This is a genomic window from Flagellimonas hadalis, from assembly GCF_007785775.2.
Classification (GTDB): domain Bacteria; phylum Bacteroidota; class Bacteroidia; order Flavobacteriales; family Flavobacteriaceae; genus Flagellimonas; species Flagellimonas hadalis.
The window spans coordinates 313627-336995 of record NZ_VNIK02000001.1; the positions used below are offsets into that span (position 1 = coordinate 313627).

18 protein-coding genes are annotated in these 23369 nt (G+C 45.3%); 9 read left to right on the forward strand and 9 right to left on the reverse strand.

The features are described 5' to 3' along the window. Nucleotides 1–276 precede the first annotated feature (276 nt). The 4 genes from FOT42_RS01265 to prfB all read right to left on the reverse strand — a co-directional run bounded on the left by FOT42_RS01265 (nt 277) and on the right by prfB (nt 4848). Entirely contained in the window at nt 277–2763 is a 2487-nt protein-coding gene (locus tag FOT42_RS01265; RefSeq protein WP_151888757.1) for a TonB-dependent receptor, read from the reverse strand. A gap of 100 nt (nt 2764–2863) precedes the next feature. Next, on the reverse strand, nt 2864–3343 hold the full coding sequence (locus FOT42_RS01270; RefSeq protein ID WP_151888758.1) for a hypothetical protein: 480 nt from the start codon (nt 3341–3343) through the stop codon (nt 2864–2866). A 66-nt stretch (nt 3344–3409) separates the two neighbouring features. Continuing rightward, nucleotides 3410–3751 (reverse strand): arsenate reductase (glutaredoxin), encoded by a 342-nt coding sequence (arsC, locus tag FOT42_RS01275; protein WP_151888759.1) that lies wholly within the window; start codon nt 3749–3751, stop codon nt 3410–3412. 1 nt (nt 3752) lies between these two features. Then, a protein-coding gene (gene prfB / locus FOT42_RS01280) for a peptide chain release factor 2 (RefSeq protein ID WP_151888760.1) occupies nt 3753–4848 on the reverse strand; the annotation gives its coding sequence in 2 pieces (ribosomal slippage) (nt 3753–4784 and nt 4786–4848; 1095 coding nt in all). A 382-nt stretch (nt 4849–5230) separates the two neighbouring features. On the opposite strand from prfB, the gene FOT42_RS01285 reads away from it, so the two are divergent. Together FOT42_RS01285 and FOT42_RS01290 are read left to right on the forward strand one after the other, a co-directional pair. After that, the gene (locus FOT42_RS01285; RefSeq protein ID WP_151888761.1) at nt 5231–7633 is read left to right on the forward strand and encodes a zinc-dependent metalloprotease; all 2403 of its coding nucleotides are present in this window, start codon (nt 5231–5233) and stop codon (nt 7631–7633) included. Nucleotides 7634–7649: 16 nt separating this feature from the next. Then, nucleotides 7650–8675, forward strand: coding sequence for a threonine aldolase family protein (locus tag FOT42_RS01290; RefSeq protein ID WP_151888762.1), 1026 nt, complete (start codon nt 7650–7652; stop codon nt 8673–8675). Between the two features lie 130 nt (nt 8676–8805). Here the strand turns inward: FOT42_RS01290 and FOT42_RS01295 are convergent, their stop codons facing one another. Beyond that, on the reverse strand, nt 8806–9132 hold the full coding sequence (locus FOT42_RS01295) for a YbaB/EbfC family nucleoid-associated protein (protein ID WP_151888763.1): 327 nt from the start codon (nt 9130–9132) through the stop codon (nt 8806–8808). Nucleotides 9133–9275: 143 nt separating this feature from the next. Between FOT42_RS01295 and FOT42_RS01300 the strand changes: the two genes are divergently transcribed. The 3 genes from FOT42_RS01300 to FOT42_RS01310 all read left to right on the forward strand — a co-directional run bounded on the left by FOT42_RS01300 (nt 9276) and on the right by FOT42_RS01310 (nt 13828). After that, nucleotides 9276–11336 carry a S9 family peptidase gene (locus FOT42_RS01300; protein WP_417937583.1) on the forward strand — a complete coding sequence of 687 codons (2061 nt, stop codon included), beginning with the start codon at nt 9276–9278 and terminating at the stop codon, nt 11334–11336. A 66-nt stretch (nt 11337–11402) separates the two neighbouring features. Further along, nucleotides 11403–12443: a cysteate synthase gene (locus FOT42_RS01305; protein ID WP_151888765.1), complete on the forward strand. Its 1041-nt coding sequence runs from the start codon at nt 11403–11405 to the stop codon at nt 12441–12443. A gap of 125 nt (nt 12444–12568) precedes the next feature. Continuing rightward, entirely contained in the window at nt 12569–13828 is a 1260-nt protein-coding gene (locus FOT42_RS01310) for a cysteate-C-fatty acyltransferase (RefSeq protein ID WP_151888766.1), read from the forward strand. A 137-nt stretch (nt 13829–13965) separates the two neighbouring features. Here the strand turns inward: FOT42_RS01310 and FOT42_RS01315 are convergent, their stop codons facing one another. The 3 genes from FOT42_RS01315 to FOT42_RS01325 all read right to left on the reverse strand — a co-directional run bounded on the left by FOT42_RS01315 (nt 13966) and on the right by FOT42_RS01325 (nt 16568). Then, nucleotides 13966–14385 carry a DoxX family protein gene (locus FOT42_RS01315; RefSeq protein ID WP_151888767.1) on the reverse strand — a complete coding sequence of 140 codons (420 nt, stop codon included), beginning with the start codon at nt 14383–14385 and terminating at the stop codon, nt 13966–13968. A 12-nt stretch (nt 14386–14397) separates the two neighbouring features. Further along, nucleotides 14398–15516, reverse strand: a complete 1119-nt coding sequence (locus FOT42_RS01320; protein WP_151888768.1) for a GTP cyclohydrolase — start codon at nt 15514–15516, stop codon at nt 14398–14400. 68 nt (nt 15517–15584) lie between these two features. Next, the gene (locus FOT42_RS01325; RefSeq protein WP_151888769.1) at nt 15585–16568 is read right to left on the reverse strand and encodes a transporter; all 984 of its coding nucleotides are present in this window, start codon (nt 16566–16568) and stop codon (nt 15585–15587) included. 85 nt (nt 16569–16653) lie between these two features. Between FOT42_RS01325 and FOT42_RS01330 the strand changes: the two genes are divergently transcribed. From FOT42_RS01330 to FOT42_RS01345, 4 genes are read left to right on the forward strand one after another with little or no spacing between them, the layout of a single operon-like run. Continuing rightward, the gene (locus FOT42_RS01330; RefSeq protein WP_151888770.1) at nt 16654–16914 is read left to right on the forward strand and encodes a DUF4834 family protein; all 261 of its coding nucleotides are present in this window, start codon (nt 16654–16656) and stop codon (nt 16912–16914) included. A gap of 24 nt (nt 16915–16938) precedes the next feature. Further along, nucleotides 16939–19374, forward strand: coding sequence for a YfhO family protein (locus FOT42_RS01335; protein WP_151888771.1), 2436 nt, complete (start codon nt 16939–16941; stop codon nt 19372–19374). Continuing rightward, a complete protein-coding gene (locus tag FOT42_RS01340) occupies nt 19374–20642 on the forward strand; it encodes a glycosyltransferase family 4 protein (protein ID WP_151888772.1) in 1269 nt (422 codons plus the stop codon). Before FOT42_RS01335 ends, FOT42_RS01340 begins: the two co-directional genes overlap by 1 nt. Then, entirely contained in the window at nt 20642–22102 is a 1461-nt protein-coding gene (locus FOT42_RS01345; protein WP_151888773.1) for an oligosaccharide flippase family protein, read from the forward strand. The genes FOT42_RS01340 and FOT42_RS01345 overlap by 1 nt, the downstream gene beginning before the upstream one ends. A 50-nt stretch (nt 22103–22152) precedes the next feature. On the opposite strand, the gene FOT42_RS01350 is transcribed toward FOT42_RS01345, so the two are convergent. Beyond that, on the reverse strand, nt 22153–23328 hold the full coding sequence (locus FOT42_RS01350) for a hypothetical protein (protein ID WP_151888774.1): 1176 nt from the start codon (nt 23326–23328) through the stop codon (nt 22153–22155). Between the last annotated feature and the right edge of the window lie 41 nt (nt 23329–23369).

Sequence of the window (23369 nt, forward strand, 5' to 3'; positions counted from 1 at the left end):
TACTGGTTGATAGGCAACCTACGGGAAATGTATAAAGAACGAAAAGAGGCCAAACGGGCCCAATTGAATAAATAACAAAAAAGAAGCCGATTTGGCTTCTTTTTTGTTTTAGGGCATTTTTGATTATTCTTCACAAAATCAATATCATATGCCATTTTCTGATTTCTTGGAGCAGCAAAATCTTGATGGATGAAAGAAGAACATACGGACACTACCGAATAAAAAAAGAAGCCAAGTTGGCTTCTTTTTTTTGTCTTGGATTGATGGTCTTTCTCTTTAAAACTGCCCTTCACCTTCCTCAAAATCCCCTTGTCTCTCTTGATTCTGACGGTTGTTACGTTCCTTGGCTTGGTTAAACCTATAGATCAAGGAAAGGTTGACCTGTCTTTGTCTCCATTGGAACTCACTGTCCGAAGTAAAGGTAGGTGTTTGAGTAAAAGATCGGCGTTTTCTGGAGTTGAACACATCGCTCACATTCAATGAAAGGGTGGCCTTGTCCTTAAACAGGTCCTTGCTCATGGCAAGGTTCAAGGAGAACATGGCCTTGTCCTTGGTCTGTGCATTCTGCCTCGGACCCATGTAGAACGAATTGGCTTGTAGATCTATCTTGGCCGGAAGGGTAAACTTGGAACTTAACCTAGCGAACCAACTGGAATTCTCCGTACCATAATCCACTCCGTTGAAAAATCCATCGGTCTTGAACGTGAAAAAGTTGAAGCTACTGTTCAAGCGCAACCATTTTACTGGGCTATAGATCATCCCTGCTTCCGCACCGATGCGCTGATTGGTGGAAAGGTTGATGGGTATGGATCGGATGATCTGGATACCATCAGAGGTCAATTCCCCAGTTTCTTCCTGTATGCGCTCGAAGGAATTGGTCTCCCTTTGGTAATATACCGATGAAGTGAAGGTAAGCTCTTTCCATCGTTTCAAGTATCCAATATCAAACGCATTGGCATAGGCGGGGTCCAAATCGGGATTCCCTTGAAAAACATTGGTCCTACTTGATCGGGAAGGGAAGGGGTTGATGAACCAGCCCCTTGGCCTGTTGATCCTTCGGTTGTAGCCAACGGAAACATTGGCGGTTTCTGAAATTTCATAAATAAGGTTGACGGTAGGGAACAGTCCAAGGTAGTTTTTGTCAAAATTCAGGTCCACATCCTCGCCCAAAATCTCTTCCAGTGCCTCACTATCAATTTCAGAATCCACACTACCCTTCATCTGGGTGTTTTCCAAACGGAGACCCAAGAGCATGGAAAATTTGCCATACTTGTTTCCATACTGGGTATAGAGTGCATTTACGTTCTCATGATAGGTGAATACGTTGGTAAGGTCCAAATTGGTCTCAAAATTTCCTGTTCCTTGGTTCAAGGTGTCCAGTTGGTAATCGTTGATCTCTTTTTCAAAAGTACCTCGGTATCCGGCCTCAAATTGGGCTTCGCCCATGGGCAGCACATAATCGATCTGGGCCAGGATGTCATCTTGGGTCTGGATCTCATTGATGTTCTCCAGTGCCAACAAATTTTGGTTGGGCACCACATTGTTTTCCTGGATTTCGGTGAAGACGGATTCATCATCATAGGAATATTGGAAATCCGCGGTCAGTTTATGCCCATCATCATTGAAATTATTGGTATAGTTCAAGGAGACTTGGTAACTGTTGTCATTTTCGCCTTGATCCTCACTCCTGAATGTCCGACTGTTGAGGCTACCGTCAGCAAAACGTTGGTTGTCGTTTTCGGTCAGGTCGTTTTCGTCCGACCATCGATAGAAAAAACTACCGGTAACCGATGATTTTTCCGTGAGGAAGTATTCCATGCCAATGTTCACGTTGAAACCTTCATTCTTTCTGGTAATATCCCTGTCCTCTATAATCCTATCAAATTCGCTGGCATCACTGAGGTAAGTATTGTCAAAACGACCACCTCCAGGGGATTCACTCCGAAAATACCCCAAGGTGTTGAAAATATTGAACTTATCCGTCCTTAGGTTGAAGTTGGTAGTTGTCCTTGCATTGAAGGGCACTCCCACAGTGGCATTGACAGAACCGTTGATGCCCAAGGTCTTTTCCTTTTTAAGGACGATATTCAGGATACCTGCCGTTCCTTCTGCATCATATCGGGCAGAGGGACTGGTGATCACCTCTACTTTTTCGATGGCATCCGCAGGCAGTTGCTGCAGCACATCGGTGGAACCAAACCCGGCAAGGGCAGAGGGTTTGCCATTGATCAAGATTCGAACATTGTCATTTCCCCTAAGGCTTATCCCTCCTTCCACATCCACGGATACGGATGGGATATTGTTCAGGGCATCACTGACATTTCCGCCGCTGGTAGTGATATCTTTTCCAATGTTATATATTTTTTTGTCCAATCGGACCTCCACAGTGGTCTTTTCCCCGACAACTTCCACTTCTTGTAGTTGTGCCACGTCGGGTGACAACCTTATGGAACCAAGATCTATGGACGAGTTATAGGTCTGTCCATCACGGGCATAGGTCTTATAGGAAATGTATTCCACGCGGATATTATAGGTGCCAGGAGCCGTTTCAATCTCAAATGAACCACTAGGGTCGGTGATTCCGCCGGTGACTTGGTTGGGATCGTCCGCTTTTTGCAGTACAAATGTGGCGTACTCCAAGGGCTGCCCGCTATCGGAATCCAATATTTTTCCTGTGATGGTTATATATTTTGGGTTTTGTTGTGCTTGCCCTGTGAATGGAATAAGGGCCAACAGCAACAACGGGATAATAATCCTGTGCATAGTTTGATTTTAGGTGGCAAAAGTGGGTGGAAAAAAAGAGGTGAAGAAATTATTGTCCCCCAACAACGGATTTGGGCCTGTGAATGACCTTAAAGATTTGTTAATCCTTTTTCTTTTTCTTCTTCTTGACTTTTTTGGTGTTGAACCTGTTTTCCTGAAGTTCCAGGAATGCATTGTATTTATCTTCGGGAAGCCCGGCCTTTAGTTCTTCGTTCTGTCTTCTCTCGATTTTTTCGATTTCCTCCTTCATTTGCAAAGGCTCCAGTTGCAAGATCTGAAGTTCTATCCGTTGCTGGACGGATTGCACCAAGGAGGTCCTTACCACTGCCTGTTCAAAGGGATCTAAGCCCAGTGCCTCGGTAATGGAAGGCATTTGATCGTCCACGATTTCATCAGCTGTGGGAGGGGTCTCGTCTTTTTTGGATTCTGTTGGTCCTGCTTGTGGAACCATGTTCCGTTGTCTTCCATACCTACTGCCATAGCCATAGGGCGAACCATAACCATACTGGGCAACCAGATCGTTCATGGAAAGTAGCCCCAACAGAAAGGCAAGAAAAAATATGGTCTGGATTCGTTTCATAATTTTAAAGATAAGATTTTGGCCGTATTTATGGGGCTATCTTGTGTTAAATTCAAGAATATAAAGTCAAAGTAAAGTCTTGATGGTTTCCGGCGGTCGGCCAATAACAGCTTTGTTTCCCTTCACCACTATGGGCCGTTCAATGAGCTTGGGATGTTCAACCATGGCCCGAACTATCTGGTCGTCAGACAGTTTTTTTTCCTTGTAGTTTTCCTTCCAAATGGCTTCGTTTGTCCGTACCAAATCAATGGGGGCAATGCCCAGATAACCGATCAACGACTTGAGCTCTTCTTTCGTGGGAACATCATCCAGGTATTTGACAATCTCAAAATCCTTTCCCGATTTTTCTAAAATTTCCAGTCCTTCCCGCGATTTTGCACATCTGGGGTTGTGGTATATTTTCAACATTTTATTCTTCTTTTTGCCCCATCATCATCAGATAGGCCTTTAAAAATGGATTGATTTCACCGTCCATCACGGCATCCACGTTTCCGGTTTCCTCACCGGTCCGAACGTCTTTCACCAATTTGTAGGGGTGCATCACATAGTTCCGGATCTGCGAACCCCACTCGATCTTCATCTTGGAGGATTCAATTTCCGCCCGGGCTTCCTGTTTTTTCCGCAGTTCTATCTCGTACAACTGGGATTTGAGCATTTTCAAGGCAGTTGCCCTGTTATCGTGCTGGGAACGGGAATCGGAACAGGAAATCTGTATGCCCGTAGGTTTGTGGAACAATTGCACCTTGGTCTCCACCTTGTTCACGTTCTGTCCACCTGCGCCACTGGAGCGTGCGGTGGTGATCTCTATATCCGAAGGGTTGATCTCAATTTCAATGGTATCGTCCACCAGCGGATATACATAGACGGAAGCAAACGAGGTGTGCCGTTTGGCATTGCTGTCAAAAGGGGAGATGCGCACCAACCGGTGCACGCCATTTTCACCCTTGAGCCATCCAAAGGCATATTCCCCATCAATCTCCAAGGTTACCGTCTTTATGCCCGCCACATCACCTTCTTGGTAGTTGAGTTCCTTTACGGTGTAGCCACTTTTTTCGGCCCACATAAGGTACATCCGCATGAGCATGGATGCCCAATCGCAACTTTCCGTACCTCCGGCGCCAGCCGTTATCTGTAGGACCGCAGTGAGTTCGTCACCTTCATCGGAGAGCATGTTCTTGAATTCCAGGTTCTCGATGGCCTCCTTCGATTTTTTGAACTGGTTGGTCACTTCTTCTTCGGAAACCTCCCCTGCCTGTTGGAATTCCACCAGAACTTCGAGGTCCCCGACCAAGGTTTTGGCCTCTTCATAGTCCTCCACCCATTTTTTCTTGAACTTGAGGGATTGCATCTGTTTCTGGGCTTCTTGCGGATTGTCCCAAAAACTGGGAGCGAGGGTCTTTTCTTCCTCGTTCTCTATTTCAATAAGCTTGGCATCGATGTCAAAGATACCTCCTTAACGCACCAAGGCGCTCCATAAGATCTTTCTGCTGATCTGTAGTTACCATGTAATCTATTTTCGGCAAAAATAGGTTTCTTTCGGCACATAGCCTTAAAAATAACCAAAGAGTCAGATTCAAGTATCAAGTGTCAAATTCCAAATTCCAAATCCCAAATCTCAAATCTCAAATTCCAATAACCCAATGACCAACTTCGGATATCAAGCACAATTTCAAGTATCAAATTCCAATAATTTATTAAATCAGCAGGCAGTATGCAGTTGGCAGTTGGCAGGGAATAACCTCACAATAAATAACTCAATAACCGACTTCGGATATCAAGCACAAGTTCAAGTGTCAAGTTCCAGGTTGCAATAACATACTAACTCAATAACAGAGTAACTCAATGTAAAATCATTTACATATTTTTAAGGTCTATTTCAAACCAATTATGAAGAACACCATCAACCTAGTTGCATCATTCCTTTTAGTGGGATCGGCCATGATGGCCCAAACTTTTGAAAAGACCAAGGATTTCCAAAAGTTCAGCGGTTATTTTAATTTCTTTTATGATGATGGGTCGGACAAGATTTATTTGCAAGTGGATGACCTGGACAAAGAATTTTTGTATGTCTATTCCCTGAGCAGCGGTATTGGAAGCAACGATATAGGTCTGGATAGAGGGCAATTGGGGAACGAGCAGGTAGTTTTCTTCAAAAAGGCAGGCAATAAGTTGCTTCTGGTGCAGCCGAACCTCACTTTTAGGGCGATTACCGATAATGAACTGGAAAAAAAATCAGTGGAGCAGGCCTTTGCCAAGTCCGTTTTGCATGGGTTCAAGATCGAAGAGGAGTCCAAAGGAAGCTATCTCATCGATTTCACCGATTTTCTGATGCGTGACGCCCATGGCGTTTCCAATAGACTGAAAAGAAACAAGCAGGGTACCTATAGTTTGGATGCAAGTAAAAGTGCCTTGGCCTTTGACCGAACCAAGGCATTTCCCAAGAACGTGGAGTTTGATGTCACCCTTACGTTCAAGGGCAATCCTGAAGGAGCATGGATCCGATCGGTGACACCGGACCCCAGTTTGGTGACCGTGGCACAACACCATTCATTGGTCGAGTTGCCGGACAATAAATACAAAAAAAGGGCCTTTGACCCTCGTAGCGGATCATTTCCTTTTTCATATTACGATTATGCCACACCCGTTCAGGAACCTATCCTGAAACAATTTGTGAGAAGGCACAGGTTACAGAAGAAAAATCCATCCGCAGCTATCAGTGAAGCGGTGGAGCCCATCATTTATTATTTGGACAATGGCACCCCCGAACCCATCCGTTCCGCATTGTTGGATGGCGGAAAATGGTGGAACCAGGCCTTCGAGGCCATCGGGTACAAGGATGCGTTCCAAGTGAAGATCCTTCCAGATGACGCAGACCCCATGGATGTCCGTTATAATGTGATCCAATGGGTGCACCGTTCCACGAGGGGATGGAGCTACGGCGCCAGTGTCATCGACCCGCGAACAGGGGAGATCATCAAAGGCCATGTGAGTTTGGGAAGTTTGCGGATCCGTCAGGACTTTATGATTGCCCAGGCGCTTATGAACAAGCCTTTTGCGGAGCGGGACGACAATTACCAGCCCATGTTGGACCTTGCTTTGGCCCGCATCCGTCAATTGTCTGCCCACGAAATTGGTCATACCCTTGGTTTCGCTCATAATTTTGCTGCAAGTCCGAACGACAGAGCTTCGGTTATGGACTATCCACACCCGCAATTTGAGTTGAATGGCAACACCATCAGTTTTGCCAATGCCTATGATACGGGCATAGGGGAGTGGGACAAGGTGATCGTTGCCTATTCCTATACCGATTTTCCTTCGGGAACCAACGAGCGGGATGCTCTGAACGGTATCTTGAAAAAGGCACAAGACGACGGACTGCGCTATATCTCGGACCAAGATGCCCGCCCAACCGGAGGAGCCCATTTGCTCGCCCATTTGTGGGACAATGGGAAGAGTCCCAGTCAAGAACTGGAAAGCATGCTGAAGATCAGGGAAAAGGCCATCGCCCAATTTTCCATTGACAATGTCAGAACAGGAGAGGCATATTCCACCTTGGAAGATGTTTTTGTGCCCGTATATTTTTTCCATAGGTACCAGACAGAGGCCGTGTCGAAGGTGATAGGAGGTCTGGATTACAATTATGCCGTAAAAGGGGATGGGCAGACACCTGTGAAACCCGTGAACCAGGCCGTTCAGGAAAAAGCATTGGAATCCATACTGAAAACAGTGGACGCCAAGACCATTGCCGTACCTAAGGACAAACTGGACCTTTTCCCGCCACGTGCCATTGGTTTTTCAAGGTCTAGGGAATCCTTCAAGGGCAGGACCGGGGTAAGTTTTGATGCCCTTTCCGTGGCCGAAACAGCTGCTGATATGACCTTGGGGTTATTGTTGCACCCAGAACGTGCTTCCCGATTGATCCAACAGAAAAGTCTGGACAAAAACCAATTGGGTCTTCAGGAGGTATTAGACGAGACCATCAAGGGTACTTTCGATCTTTCCCACAGGGATGCCTATGAGGAAGAAGTGCAGAACACCATCAACTTCAGGGTGCTGTACCATATCATGAACTTGGCCGCACATGACGATGTACACCCCCAAGTGAACGCCATCGCCAACGAGACCTTGAAAAGTTTGAAGACCCAGTTGTTGGGCAAAGGGAAGAGTGCCATTTCCGCAGAAATGGTGAAGCGTATCGATAATTTTATGGAAGAACCTTCGGAGTTCAAACTGATTCCGGTACCAGATATTCCCGATGGCTCGCCCATTGGAATGGATTGTATGGACTAGCATGACGATTTAGTATATGGAGATAAATTTGATCAGTGACACGGTCACCAAGCCCACTTCCGGCATGTTGGAGGCCATGATGAACGCCAAAGTTGGTGACGACGTTTTTAAAAACGACCCAACAGTGAACGAATTGGAGGCCAAAGTGGCCAACTATTTTGGGATGGAAGCCGCCCTGTTTTTCCCAAGTGGGACCATGACCAACCAAACGGCCATCAAGATACACACACAACCCGGAGATCAATTGATCTGCGATAAATATGCGCACATCTATAATTATGAAGGTGGCGGGGTGAGTTTCAATAGCGGTGTGTCCTGCAGGTTGGTGGACGGCGATAGGGGCATGATGACCGCCAAGCAGGTGGAGGAATCCATCAATCCCCCTGATTTTTACCATAGCCCATTGACCACTTTGGTCTGTATCGAAAACACCACGAACAAAGGGGGAGGGGCCTGTTGGGATTTTACGGAGCTCCAAAAAATCAGGAAAGTCTGTGATGACCACCATTTAAAATACCATTTGGACGGTGCCCGATTGTGGAATGCCTTGGTGAAAAAAGGGGAAGATCCAAAAGCTTATGGAAAACTCTTCGATACCATAAGCGTCTGTTTTAGCAAGGGCATGGGGTGTCCCGTAGGTTCTGTTTTGGTAGGATCAAGGGAACTTATTGACAAGGCACTGCGCATCCGAAAGGTGTTTGGCGGGGGCATGCGCCAATCTGGATATTTGGCGGCGGCCGGGGTCTATGCCATGGACCATCATATTGACCGCTTGGCCGATGATCATCAAAAAGCTGAGGAAATAGGAGCTGTTCTCAATGCTCTGGATTTCATCAAAAAAGTGGAGCCCATCGAGACCAATATCATCATTTTTGAGATCGATGAGTCCCAAATGACCTCCAAGCGATTTCTGGACCAATTGACGGAAAACCAAGTTTCCATTATTGGCATGGGGCAGGGAAAACTGCGCATTGTGACCCATTTGGACTATACCGACGAGATGCACCTACATTTTTTAAAAGTCTTGAAAAGTATAGGATAATTGTCACTTCTATTGGGGTCGATAAGGTCTCGACTGCCTGCCCGTCCGACAGGTGGGTGCCCAACCTGACAGATTCAAAAATGTCCCCTTGAGGCCTGCTTGCCGAAGGCAGGGGACTTTAGGGGTGTTATTACTTCATAAAAGCATCCATCCCCGGGATGTTGGGCATGCCTTCCTTGGCGACGGCCGCCAATTCGGCCTCGTTTACCTTGGTCGCCTTTTCAATGGCCTTGTTCAGGGTGAGTATAAGGTAGTCTTCCAATTGTTCCTTGTCCGTAAGCAAGGAGTTGTCAATGGAAATCGATTTGATCTGCCGATTGGCCGTGAGGGTCACTTTCAACGCCCCATCCGAAGATTGCTCATCGATCATCACGGTGTTCAATCGTTCTTTGGTGGCCTCTACTTTCTTCTGGGTTTCTTTGAGTTTTCCCATCATTCCCATCAAATCTCCAAACATAGTTTCAAATTTTATCGTGTGTAAGGGCAAAAGTAGTAAATTGGCGAAAATCAAAGCGAATGGTACAGTCTGTTTCAAAAATTTGTATTCTGGTTTTATGCCTTACTTTTGCATGCTCTTGCAAAAACAGTAAAGAAGAATCAATGAACATAGTTCCACCAGTGGCGCCCAAACATCCAACAAAGTTGGAAAAGCATGGGGATGTGCGGATAGATGACTATTATTGGATGAACAATAGGGAAGACCAGCAGGTCCTTGACTATTTGAACGCCGAAAACGAGTACTACCAAAAAATGACGGCCCACACGGTCAAGTTCCAAGAAGATCTTTTTCAAGAAATGAAGGGGCGCATCAAGGAAGATGATTCTTCCGTGCCCTATAAACTGGATGGATACTGGTACATCACCCGTTATGAAGAAGGTAAGGAATATCCCATCTATACCCGGAAGAAGGAAAGTCTGGAAGCAGAGGAGGAGCTCATGTTCGACTGTAACCAAATGGCCGAAGGGTTTGAATATTTCAACCTAAGGGGCGTATCCATCAGTCCAGACAATACTCTGGCTGCCTTTGCCACCGATACGGTATCCAGAAGGCAGTACAACATCCAGGTGAAGAACCTCCAAACCGGGGAAATCTATCCGGACATCATTGAAAATACCACGGGAAGTTCTGTTTGGGCCAATGATGGAAAAACCCTGTTCTATACGAAGAAGGATCCGGTTACCCTACGTTCCGACAAGATTTTCAAGCACGTTTTGGGCAAACCCTCTGCAGACGATGAGTTGGTTTTCCATGAAAAGGATTCCACCTATAATACCTTTGTCTATAAGACCAAGTCCAGAAAGTTCATTGTGATAGGTTCCTCCAGTACGCTTACTTCCGAGTATCGTTTCTTGGACGCCAATGATCCCAACGGAGAATTCAAGATATTTTCCCCACGCGAAAAAGGGGTGGAGTATTCCATTTCGCATTACGATGGAAACTTTTACGTGCTGACCAACAAAGATGGGGCCACCAATTTCAAGTTGATGACGACAGGTGAAGATCGTACGACATCGGACAATTGGAAAGAATTTATACCGCATCGGGAAGATGTGTTGTTGGAAGATGTGGAAATTTTCAAGGATTATTATGTGCTTTCCGAACGTGAAAATGGTCTCAACCAAATGAAAATATCCCGTTGGGACGGTTCGGACAGCTATTACTTGCCTTTTGATAGCGAAACCTATGTGGCCGGACCTTCGGTAAACTTGGATTTTGACACCAAAGAGCTTCGTTATTATTACAACGAAATGGGGTCACCCTACGCCATCATTGACTTCAATATGGAAACCAAGACCAAAAAGGTCTTGAAGGAACAGGAAGTCCTCGGGGGCAAGTTCGATAAGAACAATTACAAAACGGAACGGCTTTGGGCCACCGCCCGCGATGGGGTAAAAGTGCCCATTTCCTTGGTGTACCATAAGGATACGCCCTTGGACGGCACCAGTCCCTTGTTGCAATATGGTTATGGGTCGTATGGCGCCACCATTGACCCTTATTTCTCATCCGTGAGGTTGAGTTTGTTGGATCGCGGGTTCATCTATGCCATAGCACACATCCGTGGAGGCGAATATTTGGGAAGACCCTGGTATGAAGACGGTAAACTTTTGACCAAGAAAAATACATTTACCGATTTTATCGACGTTTCCAAATTCCTTATTGAACAAAAATATACCAGTGCCGATCATTTGTATGCCATGGGCGGCTCAGCAGGTGGATTGCTGATGGGGGCCATCATCAACATGGAACCTGAACTGTACCATGGTGTGATAGCTGCAGTACCTTTCGTTGATGTGATCACGACCATGTTGGACGATACCATCCCGCTCACCACGGGCGAGTATGACGAATGGGGCAACCCCAACGATAAGGAGTATTACGATTACATCAAATCCTATTCGCCTTATGACAATGTGGAAAAGAAAGCCTACCCCAATATGTATGTGTCCACCGGATTGCACGATTCCCAAGTACAGTACTGGGAACCAGCCAAATGGGTCGCCAAACTGAGGGAATACAAAACGGACGATAACCTATTGTTCCTGGATACCAACATGGATGCCGGACACGGTGGGGCCTCTGGTCGTTTTGAGGCTTTGAAGGAGACGGCGAAGGAATATGCTTTCATTTTAGATCTGGAAGGAAAAGCCCATTTAAAATAAAATGTTACTTTTGCATGGAGCAATTTTCTAAAACTTTAGTAATTTGCTCCTTACCTAATACCAGTTATGAAGAAACAGATAAATGCGCATAGCAGTATCCTAGACTTAATTGGAAGTACCCCCTTAGTCAAGCTAAACAGAATAGCGGCCCCCCTTACCGGAAACTTCTACGCCAAGTTGGAATCCTTCAATCCAGGGCATTCCTCAAAGGACAGAATTGCAGTCCATATCATTGAAGAAGCGGAACGTCAGGGCATTTTGAAACCGGGCAGCACCATCATTGAGACCACATCGGGCAATACAGGCTTCAGTCTGGCCATGGTAAGTATTATAAAAGGTTACAAGTGCATCTTGGCCGTAAGTTCAAAATCCTCACCGGACAAAATCGACATGCTCCGCTCCATGGGGGCCAAGGTATATGTATGTCCTGCCCACGTGAGTGCGGACGATCCACGATCCTACTATGAAGTGGCCAAGACCTTGCACAGCGAAACACCGAACTCCATCTACATCAACCAATATTTCAACGAACTGAACATTGAGGCCCATTACAAGAGCACTGGTCCCGAAATTTGGGAGCAGACCAATGGACAGATCTCCCATTTGGTGGCCTGTAGTGGAACAGGGGGAACCATTTCAGGGATTGCCCGCTATTTGAAAGAGCAGAATCCAAACGTAAAGGTTTTGGGAGTTGATGCTTACGGTTCCGTTTTGAAAAAATATCACGAGACCGGTGAGTTCGATCACAACGAGGTATATCCCTACCGTATAGAAGGCCTAGGCAAAAACCTTATTCCAGCCGCAACTGATTTTAACTGTATAGACCGCTATGTCAAGGTAACGGATGGTGAAAGTGCCCATATGGCGCGGAAATTGGCCCATACCGAAGGTATTTTTGCAGGCTATACCAGTGGAGCTGCCATGCAGGCCCTCTACCAATTGGATACCGAGGGAGAATTTACCGCAGACAGTAATGTCGTGGTAGTATTCCCGGATCATGGATCAAGGTACATGAGCAAAGTCTATAGCAACGATTGGATGGAAAACCAAGGGTTTTTCGATATCCAGAATGCCGAAGTACCAGAGAAAATAGAATACATTAAGTAAAATGCATACATAGAAATTGAAAGAAACGGCAATGCAAAACATTGTCGTTTTTTTGTACAAAAATTTCGTTGTGTGAGCTACATAAAAATATATACTTTTGCACTTGAATCAAATTTAAAAGGTAGATGAGAGATTTATTTGATAGAATCATTGAGAACAAAGGACCCTTGGGAAAATGGGCCTCACAGGCCGAAGGATATTTCGTGTTCCCGAAATTGGAAGGTCCCATTTCCAACAGAATGAAATTCCAAGGAAAGGATGTCATAACGTGGAGTATCAATGACTATCTGGGTCTCGCCAATCGACCGGAAATCAAAAAAGTGGACGGTGAAGCCGCTATGGAGCATGGTGCCGCCTATCCCATGGGTGCCCGAATGATGAGCGGACATACCGATTTCCACGAGCAGTTGGAAAAGGAACTTGCCGAATTTGCACACAAGCAAGCATCATATCTGCTGAACTTTGGTTATCAGGGATTTATGTCCGTCATAGACGCATTGGTATCCAAGGATGATATCATTGTTTACGATGTGGATTGTCACGCTTGTATCATTGACGGGGTCCGTCTGCACATGGGAAAACGTTTCACTTTCAAGCACAACGATCCCGAAAGCCTTGAAAAGAACCTCGAACGCGCCACAAAAATGGCCAACGAAACTGGAGGGGGCATTTTGGTCATTTCCGAAGGGGTCTTTGGAATGAGGGGAGAACAAGGTATCCTTAAAGAAATCGTGGAGCTGAAGAAAAAATTCAAGTTCAGGTTCTTGGTGGATGATGCACACGGTTTTGGTACGTTGGGAAAAACAGGTGCCGGAGCAGGCGAGGAGCAAGGTGTACAGGATGGTATTGACGTCTATTTGGCCACTTTTGCCAAATCCATGGCAGGAATCGGTGCCTTTGTTGCCGCAGATAAAGAAATCATTGAATATTTAAAATACAACCTCCGTTCGCAAATGTTTGCCAAATCTTTGCCAATGGTCTACGTGAAAGGCGCATTGAAAAGGTTGGATATGTTGCGTACGATGCCTGAACTGAAGGCAAAACTTTGGGAAAACGTGGACGCTTTGCAAAATGGTCTTCGTGAACGTGGATTTGACCTTGGAACAACTTCAAGCTGTGTAACCCCCGTTTATTTGAACGGAAGTATCCCCGAAGCGATGGCCTTGGTAAAGGACCTTCGCGAAAACCATGGTATTTTCTGTTCCATTGTGGTGTATCCTGTAATACCCAAGGGATTGATCCTATTGCGCTTGATTCCTACGGCCACCCACACCATGGAAGATATTGTCGAAACTTTGGATGCCTTCTCATCGATTAGGGAAAGACTTGAAAACGGTACCTACAAGCGACTTTCTGCTGCTGTTGCGGCCGCGATGGGGGAATAAATTATAATCTCACAAATTATATATAGAGTATAGGCATAGGTTCGCTTCGCTCGGACACTGTGCCTTTATTTTATTTTCACGACTTTGGTCGCAAAAACGCTTGGCTCCCTCGTATTGATTTTTTTATATCTACCTCGCTAAAGATAACCGTCCACTTCCAGATATTTCTCCTTTAGGGTGCTTAACGCAAAAGCTGCGGCAGAAGCGGTATAAACAGAAAAGTCCAGCGCACCTTTTATTCCAGTGGAAAAAGTCATGGAAAGTGCAAAAAGCAATAGAAGGAATCCGCTCAATTTGGCGAAGAGTTCAGTTTTAAAGCCAATGAGGATAAAAAGGGCAAAAATAATCTCAGCTCCGGTAGCGATTGTACCAAGTGTAGGGATAAGCAAACTTGGAACCCACGGGTTGATGACCTGCGTGTAGTCCAAAAAATTTTCCCAATTTCCCCATACCGAAACCTCTTTGCCCCACATACCAAATCTATCGGCCACAGCGGATAAAAAACTGATAGAGAGTCCAAGACGTAAAAAGAGCTTAATAGAGATGATGTTGTTCATGTGGGATTGTTTTTATAAATCCTTGCGGTAGGTACGTCTCCGCTTGTGTGTCATGGGATCAAAATGCTTCCACATCTGCCGAATGGCCACATTGTCCTCCAGTTCAGGTGTACGAATGCAGTTCACGATGCCCTTTTTGGTGAAGGTGTGGTAAAACTCGTTGAAGATAATGGCCGTGACCCCTTTGTTCTGATAGTCGGGGTGGATGCCGATCAGGTAAAAAATCACATCCTTGCTGTTCTTCCTAGCGTTCAATAAATGAAAAATGCCAGTAGGGAACAGTTTACCGTTCGCCTTTTGCAATGCTCTGGAAAAAGAGGGCATCACAATGGCAAAAGCCACCAAATTGTCATCCGAGTCCACTACAAATTTGATGTACTCCGGGTTGATGAAACTGATGTACTTTTTCTTGAAATACTCTTTTTGTACATCCGTGATCCGTACAAAAGAAGACAGTTTGGAGTAGGTTTCATTGAACAGGTCGAACATCTTGTCCACCCAGGGCATGATCTCCGAGCTCCTTTCAAAGTTCATCTCCTTCAGCCCGTATCGCTTCTTTATCAAAAGGTTGGCCTTATAGAAAAACTGCGGATCTGCCTTTGCGGCCAAAAACTTGTTTTCCAGATATTCCTTTTCCTTTACAAAACCATGATGTTCATAATGTGACTGATAATAGGGATGGTTGTACCACGTGATCATGGTCCCGATATGGTCAAAACCTTCAATGAGCACTCCCACCTTGTCCAAATTGGAGAAACCCACGGGCCCTTCCATATATTCCAATTGGTGTTGTTGGCCGATTTCCTTCACCTTGTCCAGCAACGCCTTGGACACTTCTAGGTCGTCCACAAAATCGAACCAACCGAAACGCATCTTTTTGAGGTTTTGGTCGTTCACCTCCAGCCAATTGATGATGGCAGCGATTCGCCCGACTATTTTGTTGCCCCTGTAGGCCAAGAAAAAAGAAGCTTCGGCATTTTTGAACACGGGATTGATATCCTTGTCAAAGGAATCCATTTCATCCTTGATGATGGGCGGCACCCAATATGGGGAACCTTTATAGAGCGAGAACGGGAATTTTACAAACTGCTTGAGGTCTGCTTTGGACCGGACCTGTTTTATGGTGACCATACATCAATTTTTGCAAAGCCAATAATAGGGAATATTGGTTACAGTAGAAAAAATGAAACAATCAAAAATTAGAAATCGATATCATCTTTTTCTTTCTTTCTGTCTTTTTTGGATTTTCGCTTGTTGGCGTTCTTTTTGATGCTGCCATTTTGCCCGGAAGGTTGTTCGTCTATGGCCTTCATTTGATCTTTGTGGAAATCCAATCGATAGGAAAATCCCAATACGGCAAAAATGCGGGAAGGTGAATTCTTGAAGCCAGAACCCAAATGAAAATCGGCCTGAAAGTCAGGGTTGATGAGGCGGGCGACACCCGTCCTAAGAATAATATCGGAATAGCGGTCCCCCGAAATACCTTGACCTTCCACAAATATGCTCCATCTGGGATCTCTGAAGGCATGGGTCACGGAAAGGGCGTAGCGCCATTCCGGAAAATCCGTCCCAATCCGGTCATAGGCGATGTTGGAGATCAGCACCACCCTCGGGGACAATCTGCTTTGCGTATTCACACCTCCTCTATACGAAAGACTGGGATCTCCTGGATAAAAAGGGTTATCGCCAAACAAGAAATTGGCCCCACCATACAGGGATACAGCCGGAATCAGGTTTTTCCATTGGAACACATTGTTGGCCCTCCAGCTATACAGGTTGGGCTTGTTGCGCTCCGGATTTTTATAGGGGTCGTACACCAAATATTTCAGGCCCAGACGGTTCCGTGAAAAATTGGTCAGGTTCCCTTCAATGCCAAAATCGGGATAGGTAATGTTCTGGCTCATGAAAGACCCTTCCAAATTGATTTCCAGTTCCTCGAAAAGCAATCCGTATCGAAGGGCGTAATCCGTCCCAAAAATATTGGAATCAGAGTTCAAATCCACATTGTCCTGCTGCTCATAGAAGAGCCCCACCTCTGCCTGCGCCACGCCTTTGCCCACGGCATAGGCACTTACGGCCCTTCCCGGCCTATTGGAATTGATGACGTCCGTGTACTGTGCGCTGAGAAGCGTTGGGAGTAGAACAAAAAAGAAAATTGACCTTTGGGCAATGGAAAAATCCATATAACTGATTTTAATACTATTTTAAGATACGTTTCCGGGGTTTAGTGGACCAACAGTGTAATTTTGTTACAATAACGAGAGCTATATGGTTTTACTACAAACGATTTTAATCATCATATTAGTATATTTTGGGTTGAAATTGCTCCTAAAATGGTTGGCCCCCAAATTGCTCAATTATGCGATCAAGAAAACCAGTGAACGATTTGGGCAGCAGTTTGGAGGTGCTCAGGATTTTAGCGGGGATAGGACGCATGAAGGGGATACCACCATTGTCAAAAAGCCGTTCAGAAGATCTAACCCCTCAAAAAAAGTTGGAGAATACATAGATTTTGAAGAAATTGACTAATATTTGTCTTTTCAAAACCTATCCATGAATCTCTCCCCAAAAGCCATTATCACCCATATTTGTGTAATCGGTTTGTTCGTCCTTGCCTCATTGCTCTATTTTTATCCAGTGTTGCAGGGCAAGGCCATTTTCCAATCGGATATTGCCCAGTACAAGGGCATGGCCAAGGAACGGGATGCCTACAAGGAACTGACAGGGGAGGAGTCTTACTGGACCAACAGTGCGTTTGGCGGAATGCCCACCTATCAATTGGGGGCCAACTACCCGAACGATTATGTAAAAAAACTGGACCGCACCATCCGATTTTTGCCCAGACCTGCGGATTATCTGTTTCTGTATTTTATTGGCTTTTATATTTTGCTGCTCTGCTTGAAGGTCGATTTTAGATTGGCGGCACTGGGGGCTTTGGCCTTTGGTTTTTCCACCTATCTCATCATCATTCTCGGTGTGGGACACAATGCGAAGGCACATGCACTCGGGTATATTCCCATGGTCTTGGGCGGGATTGTGCTTGTTTTCAGAAAGAAATACTTATTGGGGTTCATATTGACGGCTGTGGCCATGGCACTGGAAATCACTGCCAACCACTACCAAATGACCTATTACTTTATGCTTCTGGTGTTGCTTCTGGGTCTTGTGCAACTCATTTATGCCATCAAGGAAAAGCAACTGAAACATTTTTTTGTTTCTGTGGGCATCTTGATTCTGGCCGTTGTACTGGGTGTTGCCACCAATGCTACGGGGATTATGGCCACCAAGGAATATGCGGATTGGAGTACCAGGGGAAAATCGGAACTCACCATCAACCCTGATGGCAGTCCAAAGGAAGCGACCAATGGTCTGGATAAGGAGTACATTACCCAATACAGTTACGGCATCGCGGAATCCCTCGACCTTTTTGCGCCCCGATTGTTCGGGGGAACAGGGCAAGAGAATTTAGGCAAGGATTCCAAAGTTTATCAATATTTTGTGGATCAAGGGCTGCCGCCCAGCCAGGCCCTCGAAGTGTCCGGGCTTTATCTGTACTGGGGCCCACATCCATTCTCCGGTCCTGCAGCACCGGCCTATATTGGGGCGATTATCGTGTTTTTATTCGTTCTTGGGCTGTTTTTGGTCAAGGGAAAGAAAAAATGGTGGTTGTTGGCAGGTGCATTGATGTCGCTTTTGCTTTCATGGGGTAAGAACTTCCCATTGCTCACGGATTTCATGATCGACTATTTCCCGCTCTATAACAAATTCAGGGCGGTATCCTCAATCCAAGTGGTTTTGGAACTCTGTTTTCCCGCATTGGGAATTTTGGGGCTCAGGGAACTGTTCCGGTCAAATGTGGGTCAAAAGGAAAAAGTAGCAGCCTTGAAATGGAGTTTTGTCATCATCCTTGGATTGGTCGCTTTCCTCTTTTTGTTGATGGGCATTTTTGATTTTTCAGGGGCCAATGACGATCAATACCGTCAATATTTCGGCGATGCCGTATTGGAAATCCTCAAAAGCGATCGCAAAGCGGTTTATGTGAACGATACCCTACGATCTTTGATCTATGTGGTGCTGGCCGCGGCCACGCTATGGTTCTTTATCAAGGAAAAAATGGGAAGGAATGCCTTTGTCTTTCTATTGGGCGGATTGATCTTGTTCGATTTGGTGGGCGTGGACCGTCGCTATGTGAACGAGGATAATTTTGTGCGCCAACGTCAAATGAGCGAACCTTTTCAGGCCAGTCAGATAGACCAGATGATCCAGCAGGACGATTCCATTTTCAGGGTGTTCGATCCACAAGAAGGGATAAACGGGGCGCGTACCTCGTATTTCCACAATTCCATTGGGGGCTATCATGCCGCCAAACCCCGCGCGCTTCAAAACCTGTTCGAGTACCATCTGTACCAAAACAACCTTCAGGTGCTGAATATGCTCAACGTAAAATATATTATCCAGCAAGATGAAGAGGGCAATAGTTTTCCCGCCATCAACGACGATGCCAATGGGAACGTTTGGTTTGTTGAACAATTGATTCCGGTTTCCTCTGCCAATGAAGAAATTTTGAAGTTGAAGGATTTCAATTCCAAGACACAGGCCATTGTGAACACCAAAACCTATCCGAAGTTGACCAAACTCCGATACGAGGTGGATTCACTGGCCCAAATCGAGGTAGTGGATTATCGTCCCGATCATATCAAGTACCGTTCTTCCAACCCAAAGGATGGTTTTGCGGTCTTTTCGGAAATGCACTATCCCTCAGGGTGGTATGCCTATGTTGATGGAGAGGAACAACCGCACTACAAGGTGGATTATGCCTTGAGAGGGTTGAAGATACCTGCTGGAACGCATGAAATCGAGTTCAAGTTCCAGCCCAAAGTAGTTGAAACAGGCAGTCAAATTACCTTGATTTCCAGTATTTTATTGGGATTGGTCATTGTGGGCGGCATTGGTTATTCATTCGTGCCCAAAAAATCCAAGGACTCCTGATGCGAAAGGTTTTGGTCATAGCATACTATTGGCCTCCAGCCGGGGGACCAGGAGTGCAGCGATGGCTAAAATTTGTAAAATATCTTCCGGAATTTGGGTTTGAACCGATAGTGTATGTCCCAAAAAATCCGAATTATCCCATTGTGGACGAAAAATTGATGGATGAAGTCCCCAAAGGCGTCAAAATCATCAAACAACCCATCAAGGAGCCTTATGGGTTGGCATCGCTGTTGTCCAAGAAAAAGACCAAGACCATCAGTTCGGGGATCATTCGAGAGAAAGACCCTTCCTTTTTGGAGAAATTGTTGCTGTGGATCCGTGGCAACTTTTTCATCCCCGACGCCCGTAAATTTTGGGTAAAACCATCGATTTCTTTTTTGGCAAAACTCATTGCTGACGAAGGCATCCAAACCATCATCACCACAGGACCGCCCCATAGCCTACACATGATCGGAATGGGGTTGAAGAAAAAATATAATGTCCAATGGATTGCCGATTTTCGGGATCCCTGGACTTCCATTGGCTATCACAGCAAATTGCGTTTGACCCAATTTGCACACAAAAAACACTTAAAACTGGAAAAGGAAGTATTGGTTTCTGCGGATAAAGTGGTAGTGACCAGCCGTACGACCCAAAAGGAATTTGAGGCCATCACGCCCAAGCCCATCAAGGTGATCACCAACGGTTTTGATGATGAACTACGGCCTGTTGACTTGGACTCGGAATTCACGATTTCCTATATCGGGTCGTTGCTGACGGGGAGAAACCCTTTAGGGTTTTGGCAGGCTATCAGCGAAATGGTTCAAGAAAATGCTACGTTCCAAAAACTGGTAAAGATACAGTTGGCCGGAGTAGTGGGCGAGGAAGTCCTACAATCCATCAAGGATTTTGGTTTGGATGCCTATGTGGTGCAAATGGGTTATCTGTCCCATGAAGAGGTATTGGAAGTACAGCAAAAATCGCAGCTACTTTTGTTATTGGAAATAGATTCCGAAGAGACCAAAGGCATCATCCCAGGCAAACTTTTCGAGTACCTGAATGCGAAACGTCCCATTTTGGCCATCGGGCCCGACGGATGGGAAGCGGGCGACATGGTTTTGGAAGCACAAGCCGGTATGGTCTGTTCCCATGCCGATGTCACTTTGTTAAAAAATGTACTTTTGGATAGTTTCACACGCTATCAACAAGGGAATTTGGAATGTGGCTCTGTGGACATTGAAAAGTACCACCGAAGGGCGTTGACGGAATCCTTGGCAAAATTTATCTAATGGGAATTGTTCTCAAACAATCAGTTCAGAACGTTGTGTACACGTATATCGGCTTTTTCATTGCCGCTATCAATACACTTTTCCTCTACACGAAAATATTGCCCGATGCCTATTATGGTCTCGTCACGTTCATTTTAGCTTCGGGTGCCATTTTGATGCCGTTGATGGCCTTTGGGGTACACAATACCATGGTAAAATTTTATAGCAGTTGCCCCGAAGAGGAAAAAGATGGTTTTTTGACCCTCATGGTCCTAGCTCCATTATTTGGGGTGGTTCCTGTGGCATTGCTCATCCTGTTTGGTTATAATCCTTTGGGTGACCTAATTTCCAAGGTGAACCCTATCGTCAAGGACTATTTGTGGTACATCTTTTTGGTTGGGCTTTCCATGGCCTATTTTGAAGTGTTCAATGCCTGGTGCCGGGTACATATGAAATCTGTGTTCGGGAATTTCATGAAAGAGGTTTTTATCAGGGTAGGGGTGTCCATCTTGTTGGCCCTGTTTTATTTTGAGATGATATCCTTGGATACTTTTTTGAAGCTTTTGGTGGCTCTGCACCTGTTGCGGACAGTCATTATCAAAATATATGCGTTTACGCTTCGGTATCCCAAATTGGATTTTCACTTTCCAAAGCATACTAGGGAAATACTGTACTATTCCCTTTTGATTATTCTGGGAGGTTCGGCCGCATTGATCTTATTGGAAATCGACAAGGTGATGCTGAACCAATTTGTCAGCATAGAAAATGTGGCGTATTACAGTGTGGCCGTCTATATTGCCACGGTGATCATTGTCCCTTCGCGGGCGATGCACCAGATCACCTATCCCTTGACAGCGGAACTCTTGAATTTGGGTGATATGGCTGGGTTGAAGAAACTGTACCAACGAAGTTCGCTGACCCTTTTTATCGCTTCGGGGATTTTGTTCGTGCTGATCATACTGAACCTGAACGACCTTTATCTATTGATCCCTGAAAATTATAGGAGTGGCTTTGTCATCGTGTTTTTGATAGGTTTGGCCAAAGTGTTAGATTCCCTTTTGGGGAACAACAATTCCATTTTGTACAATTCGCACTATTATAAGACGGTTTTGGTATTTGGGGTAGGGCTGGCCATCTTGACCATCGTGCTCAATTATTTGTTGATCCCCCGTATGGGACTGGAAGGTGCAGCACTGGCCAGTTTTGTATCGATTTTCATCTTCAATCTGGTAAAGCTTGTTTTTGTACAAATGAAATTTGGCATTCTTCCCTTCACCCAAGGAACTTTTAAAGTGTTGGCTGCATTGATGGTATTGTCAGTGCTGTTTTACTTTGTGCAGTTTCCTTTCCATCCCATTTTGAACATTATCCTAAAATCTGGACTGATCGTACTGATGTATGCGGGGATTTTGTACCGTTTCAACATTTCGGAAGATGTATCCGGTCTGCTATCAAAATGGTTGAAAAAGAATGCCCCGTAGCGGATAAATCCAACCACGGGGCAAACAACTAACCAACCTAAAAACTATTTTTAATTATTTCCTCTTGAGCTTCTGGAGGAAGATGTTCTGGCACTGCTACTTCTCGCTGTATTTCCAGAGCTTCTACTCACTGTGCTCCCAGAACTCCTGGATACTGATGTTCTCTTGGTATCATTTCCCCTGCTCACCGTTGGCCTACTGCTGGATGAACTCCTTGTTTCAGGCTTTTTGTAGGTGGTCGTGGATCGCGATACCGTTTTGCGTTCTGGGGTCGATGTGACCTTTCTTTGGGTAACGCTCCTTGTGTTGGGGGTGCGCTCCACCTGTTTTTGGGTCACTGTCCTGCTACTGTTCACATTGCTCCTTGAAGCACTGCTGCTGCGTTGCACAGTTCTTTGTGATGTAGCCTGCCTTTTCACATTATTGTTAGCATTGTTGGAACGAACGGCCGGGCTTCCATTTCGTTGGCTATTTTGGGCCACGGACCTATTACTTCTACCAGAGTCGGAACGTCTTACAGTGTTGTTGTCACGGACGGCGACCCTACTATCGTTTCGGTAAATGTTCTCCCTTCTGTAACGGTTATCGTTTCTATATACTTTTCCAACATGGGCATAAGCTCTACGTACATTGTTTCTGTATGGGGCATAATAGGTGTATCGAACAGGGGCGTAGTATCTCCTGTAGGGTCTTGTGTACACATTACAGAACCCGATTGCCGGTCTTATAAAGTACCTATGGTAAGGCATGTACACATAGTGCCTGTTATAGATGTTGATATATCCGTTATAGTGGCTGAAAACACCTCCATTGTAGTAAATATGCAATCCACCGATTCTGCGGACCCTACCGTTGTTATACCAAATGTCCACATTTCCTATTTGGGAAACACGTCCGTAATAGTCATAGAATATGGGAATGTTCTCTACTTGGATCACTGCACCATAGTCATCATATTGTACAAACGGGTTATAGTCGTAGCCAGAGTTGAAGGTGATGCCTACATTCCCAATCTGGGCACCGATTCCCACATTCACCCTGTTGTCCATGTAAAAGTCGAACTCACCATCGGGATAAACTGAAAAAGTTACCCCATCTTCCACAAAGATGAATGAGTTACCGTATCCACGGACAAAATTTGTCTCAATCGTGTTTTCTGTCTTTGCTGCTTGGATGTTTGGGATTCCAAGTGCAACCGCTGCTATTATGAGTACTAACTTTTTCATATTACAAGGTTTTAAGTTCCAGATACAATTATTTGTATCCA

What these genes read in the sequence shown, in the direction of transcription:
- FOT42_RS01265 (WP_151888757.1), bottom strand. Translation starts at nt 2,763, where the DNA reads ATGCACAGGATTATTATCCCGTTGTTGCTGTTGGCCCTTATTCCATTC.
- FOT42_RS01270 (WP_151888758.1), bottom strand. Translation starts at nt 3,343, where the DNA reads ATGAAACGAATCCAGACCATATTTTTTCTTGCCTTTCTGTTGGGGCTA.
- arsC (WP_151888759.1), bottom strand. Translation starts at nt 3,751, where the DNA reads ATGTTGAAAATATACCACAACCCCAGATGTGCAAAATCGCGGGAAGGA.
- FOT42_RS01285 (WP_151888761.1), top strand. Translation starts at nt 5,231, where the DNA reads ATGAAGAACACCATCAACCTAGTTGCATCATTCCTTTTAGTGGGATCG.
- FOT42_RS01290 (WP_151888762.1), top strand. Translation starts at nt 7,650, where the DNA reads ATGGAGATAAATTTGATCAGTGACACGGTCACCAAGCCCACTTCCGGC.
- FOT42_RS01295 (WP_151888763.1), bottom strand. Translation starts at nt 9,132, where the DNA reads ATGTTTGGAGATTTGATGGGAATGATGGGAAAACTCAAAGAAACCCAG.
- FOT42_RS01300 (WP_417937583.1), top strand. Translation starts at nt 9,276, where the DNA reads ATGAACATAGTTCCACCAGTGGCGCCCAAACATCCAACAAAGTTGGAA.
- FOT42_RS01305 (WP_151888765.1), top strand. Translation starts at nt 11,403, where the DNA reads ATGAAGAAACAGATAAATGCGCATAGCAGTATCCTAGACTTAATTGGA.
- FOT42_RS01310 (WP_151888766.1), top strand. Translation starts at nt 12,569, where the DNA reads ATGAGAGATTTATTTGATAGAATCATTGAGAACAAAGGACCCTTGGGA.
- FOT42_RS01315 (WP_151888767.1), bottom strand. Translation starts at nt 14,385, where the DNA reads ATGAACAACATCATCTCTATTAAGCTCTTTTTACGTCTTGGACTCTCT.
- FOT42_RS01320 (WP_151888768.1), bottom strand. Translation starts at nt 15,516, where the DNA reads ATGGTCACCATAAAACAGGTCCGGTCCAAAGCAGACCTCAAGCAGTTT.
- FOT42_RS01325 (WP_151888769.1), bottom strand. Translation starts at nt 16,568, where the DNA reads ATGGATTTTTCCATTGCCCAAAGGTCAATTTTCTTTTTTGTTCTACTC.
- FOT42_RS01330 (WP_151888770.1), top strand. Translation starts at nt 16,654, where the DNA reads ATGGTTTTACTACAAACGATTTTAATCATCATATTAGTATATTTTGGG.
- FOT42_RS01335 (WP_151888771.1), top strand. Translation starts at nt 16,939, where the DNA reads ATGAATCTCTCCCCAAAAGCCATTATCACCCATATTTGTGTAATCGGT.
- FOT42_RS01340 (WP_151888772.1), top strand. Translation starts at nt 19,374, where the DNA reads ATGCGAAAGGTTTTGGTCATAGCATACTATTGGCCTCCAGCCGGGGGA.
- FOT42_RS01345 (WP_151888773.1), top strand. Translation starts at nt 20,642, where the DNA reads ATGGGAATTGTTCTCAAACAATCAGTTCAGAACGTTGTGTACACGTAT.
- FOT42_RS01350 (WP_151888774.1), bottom strand. Translation starts at nt 23,328, where the DNA reads ATGAAAAAGTTAGTACTCATAATAGCAGCGGTTGCACTTGGAATCCCA.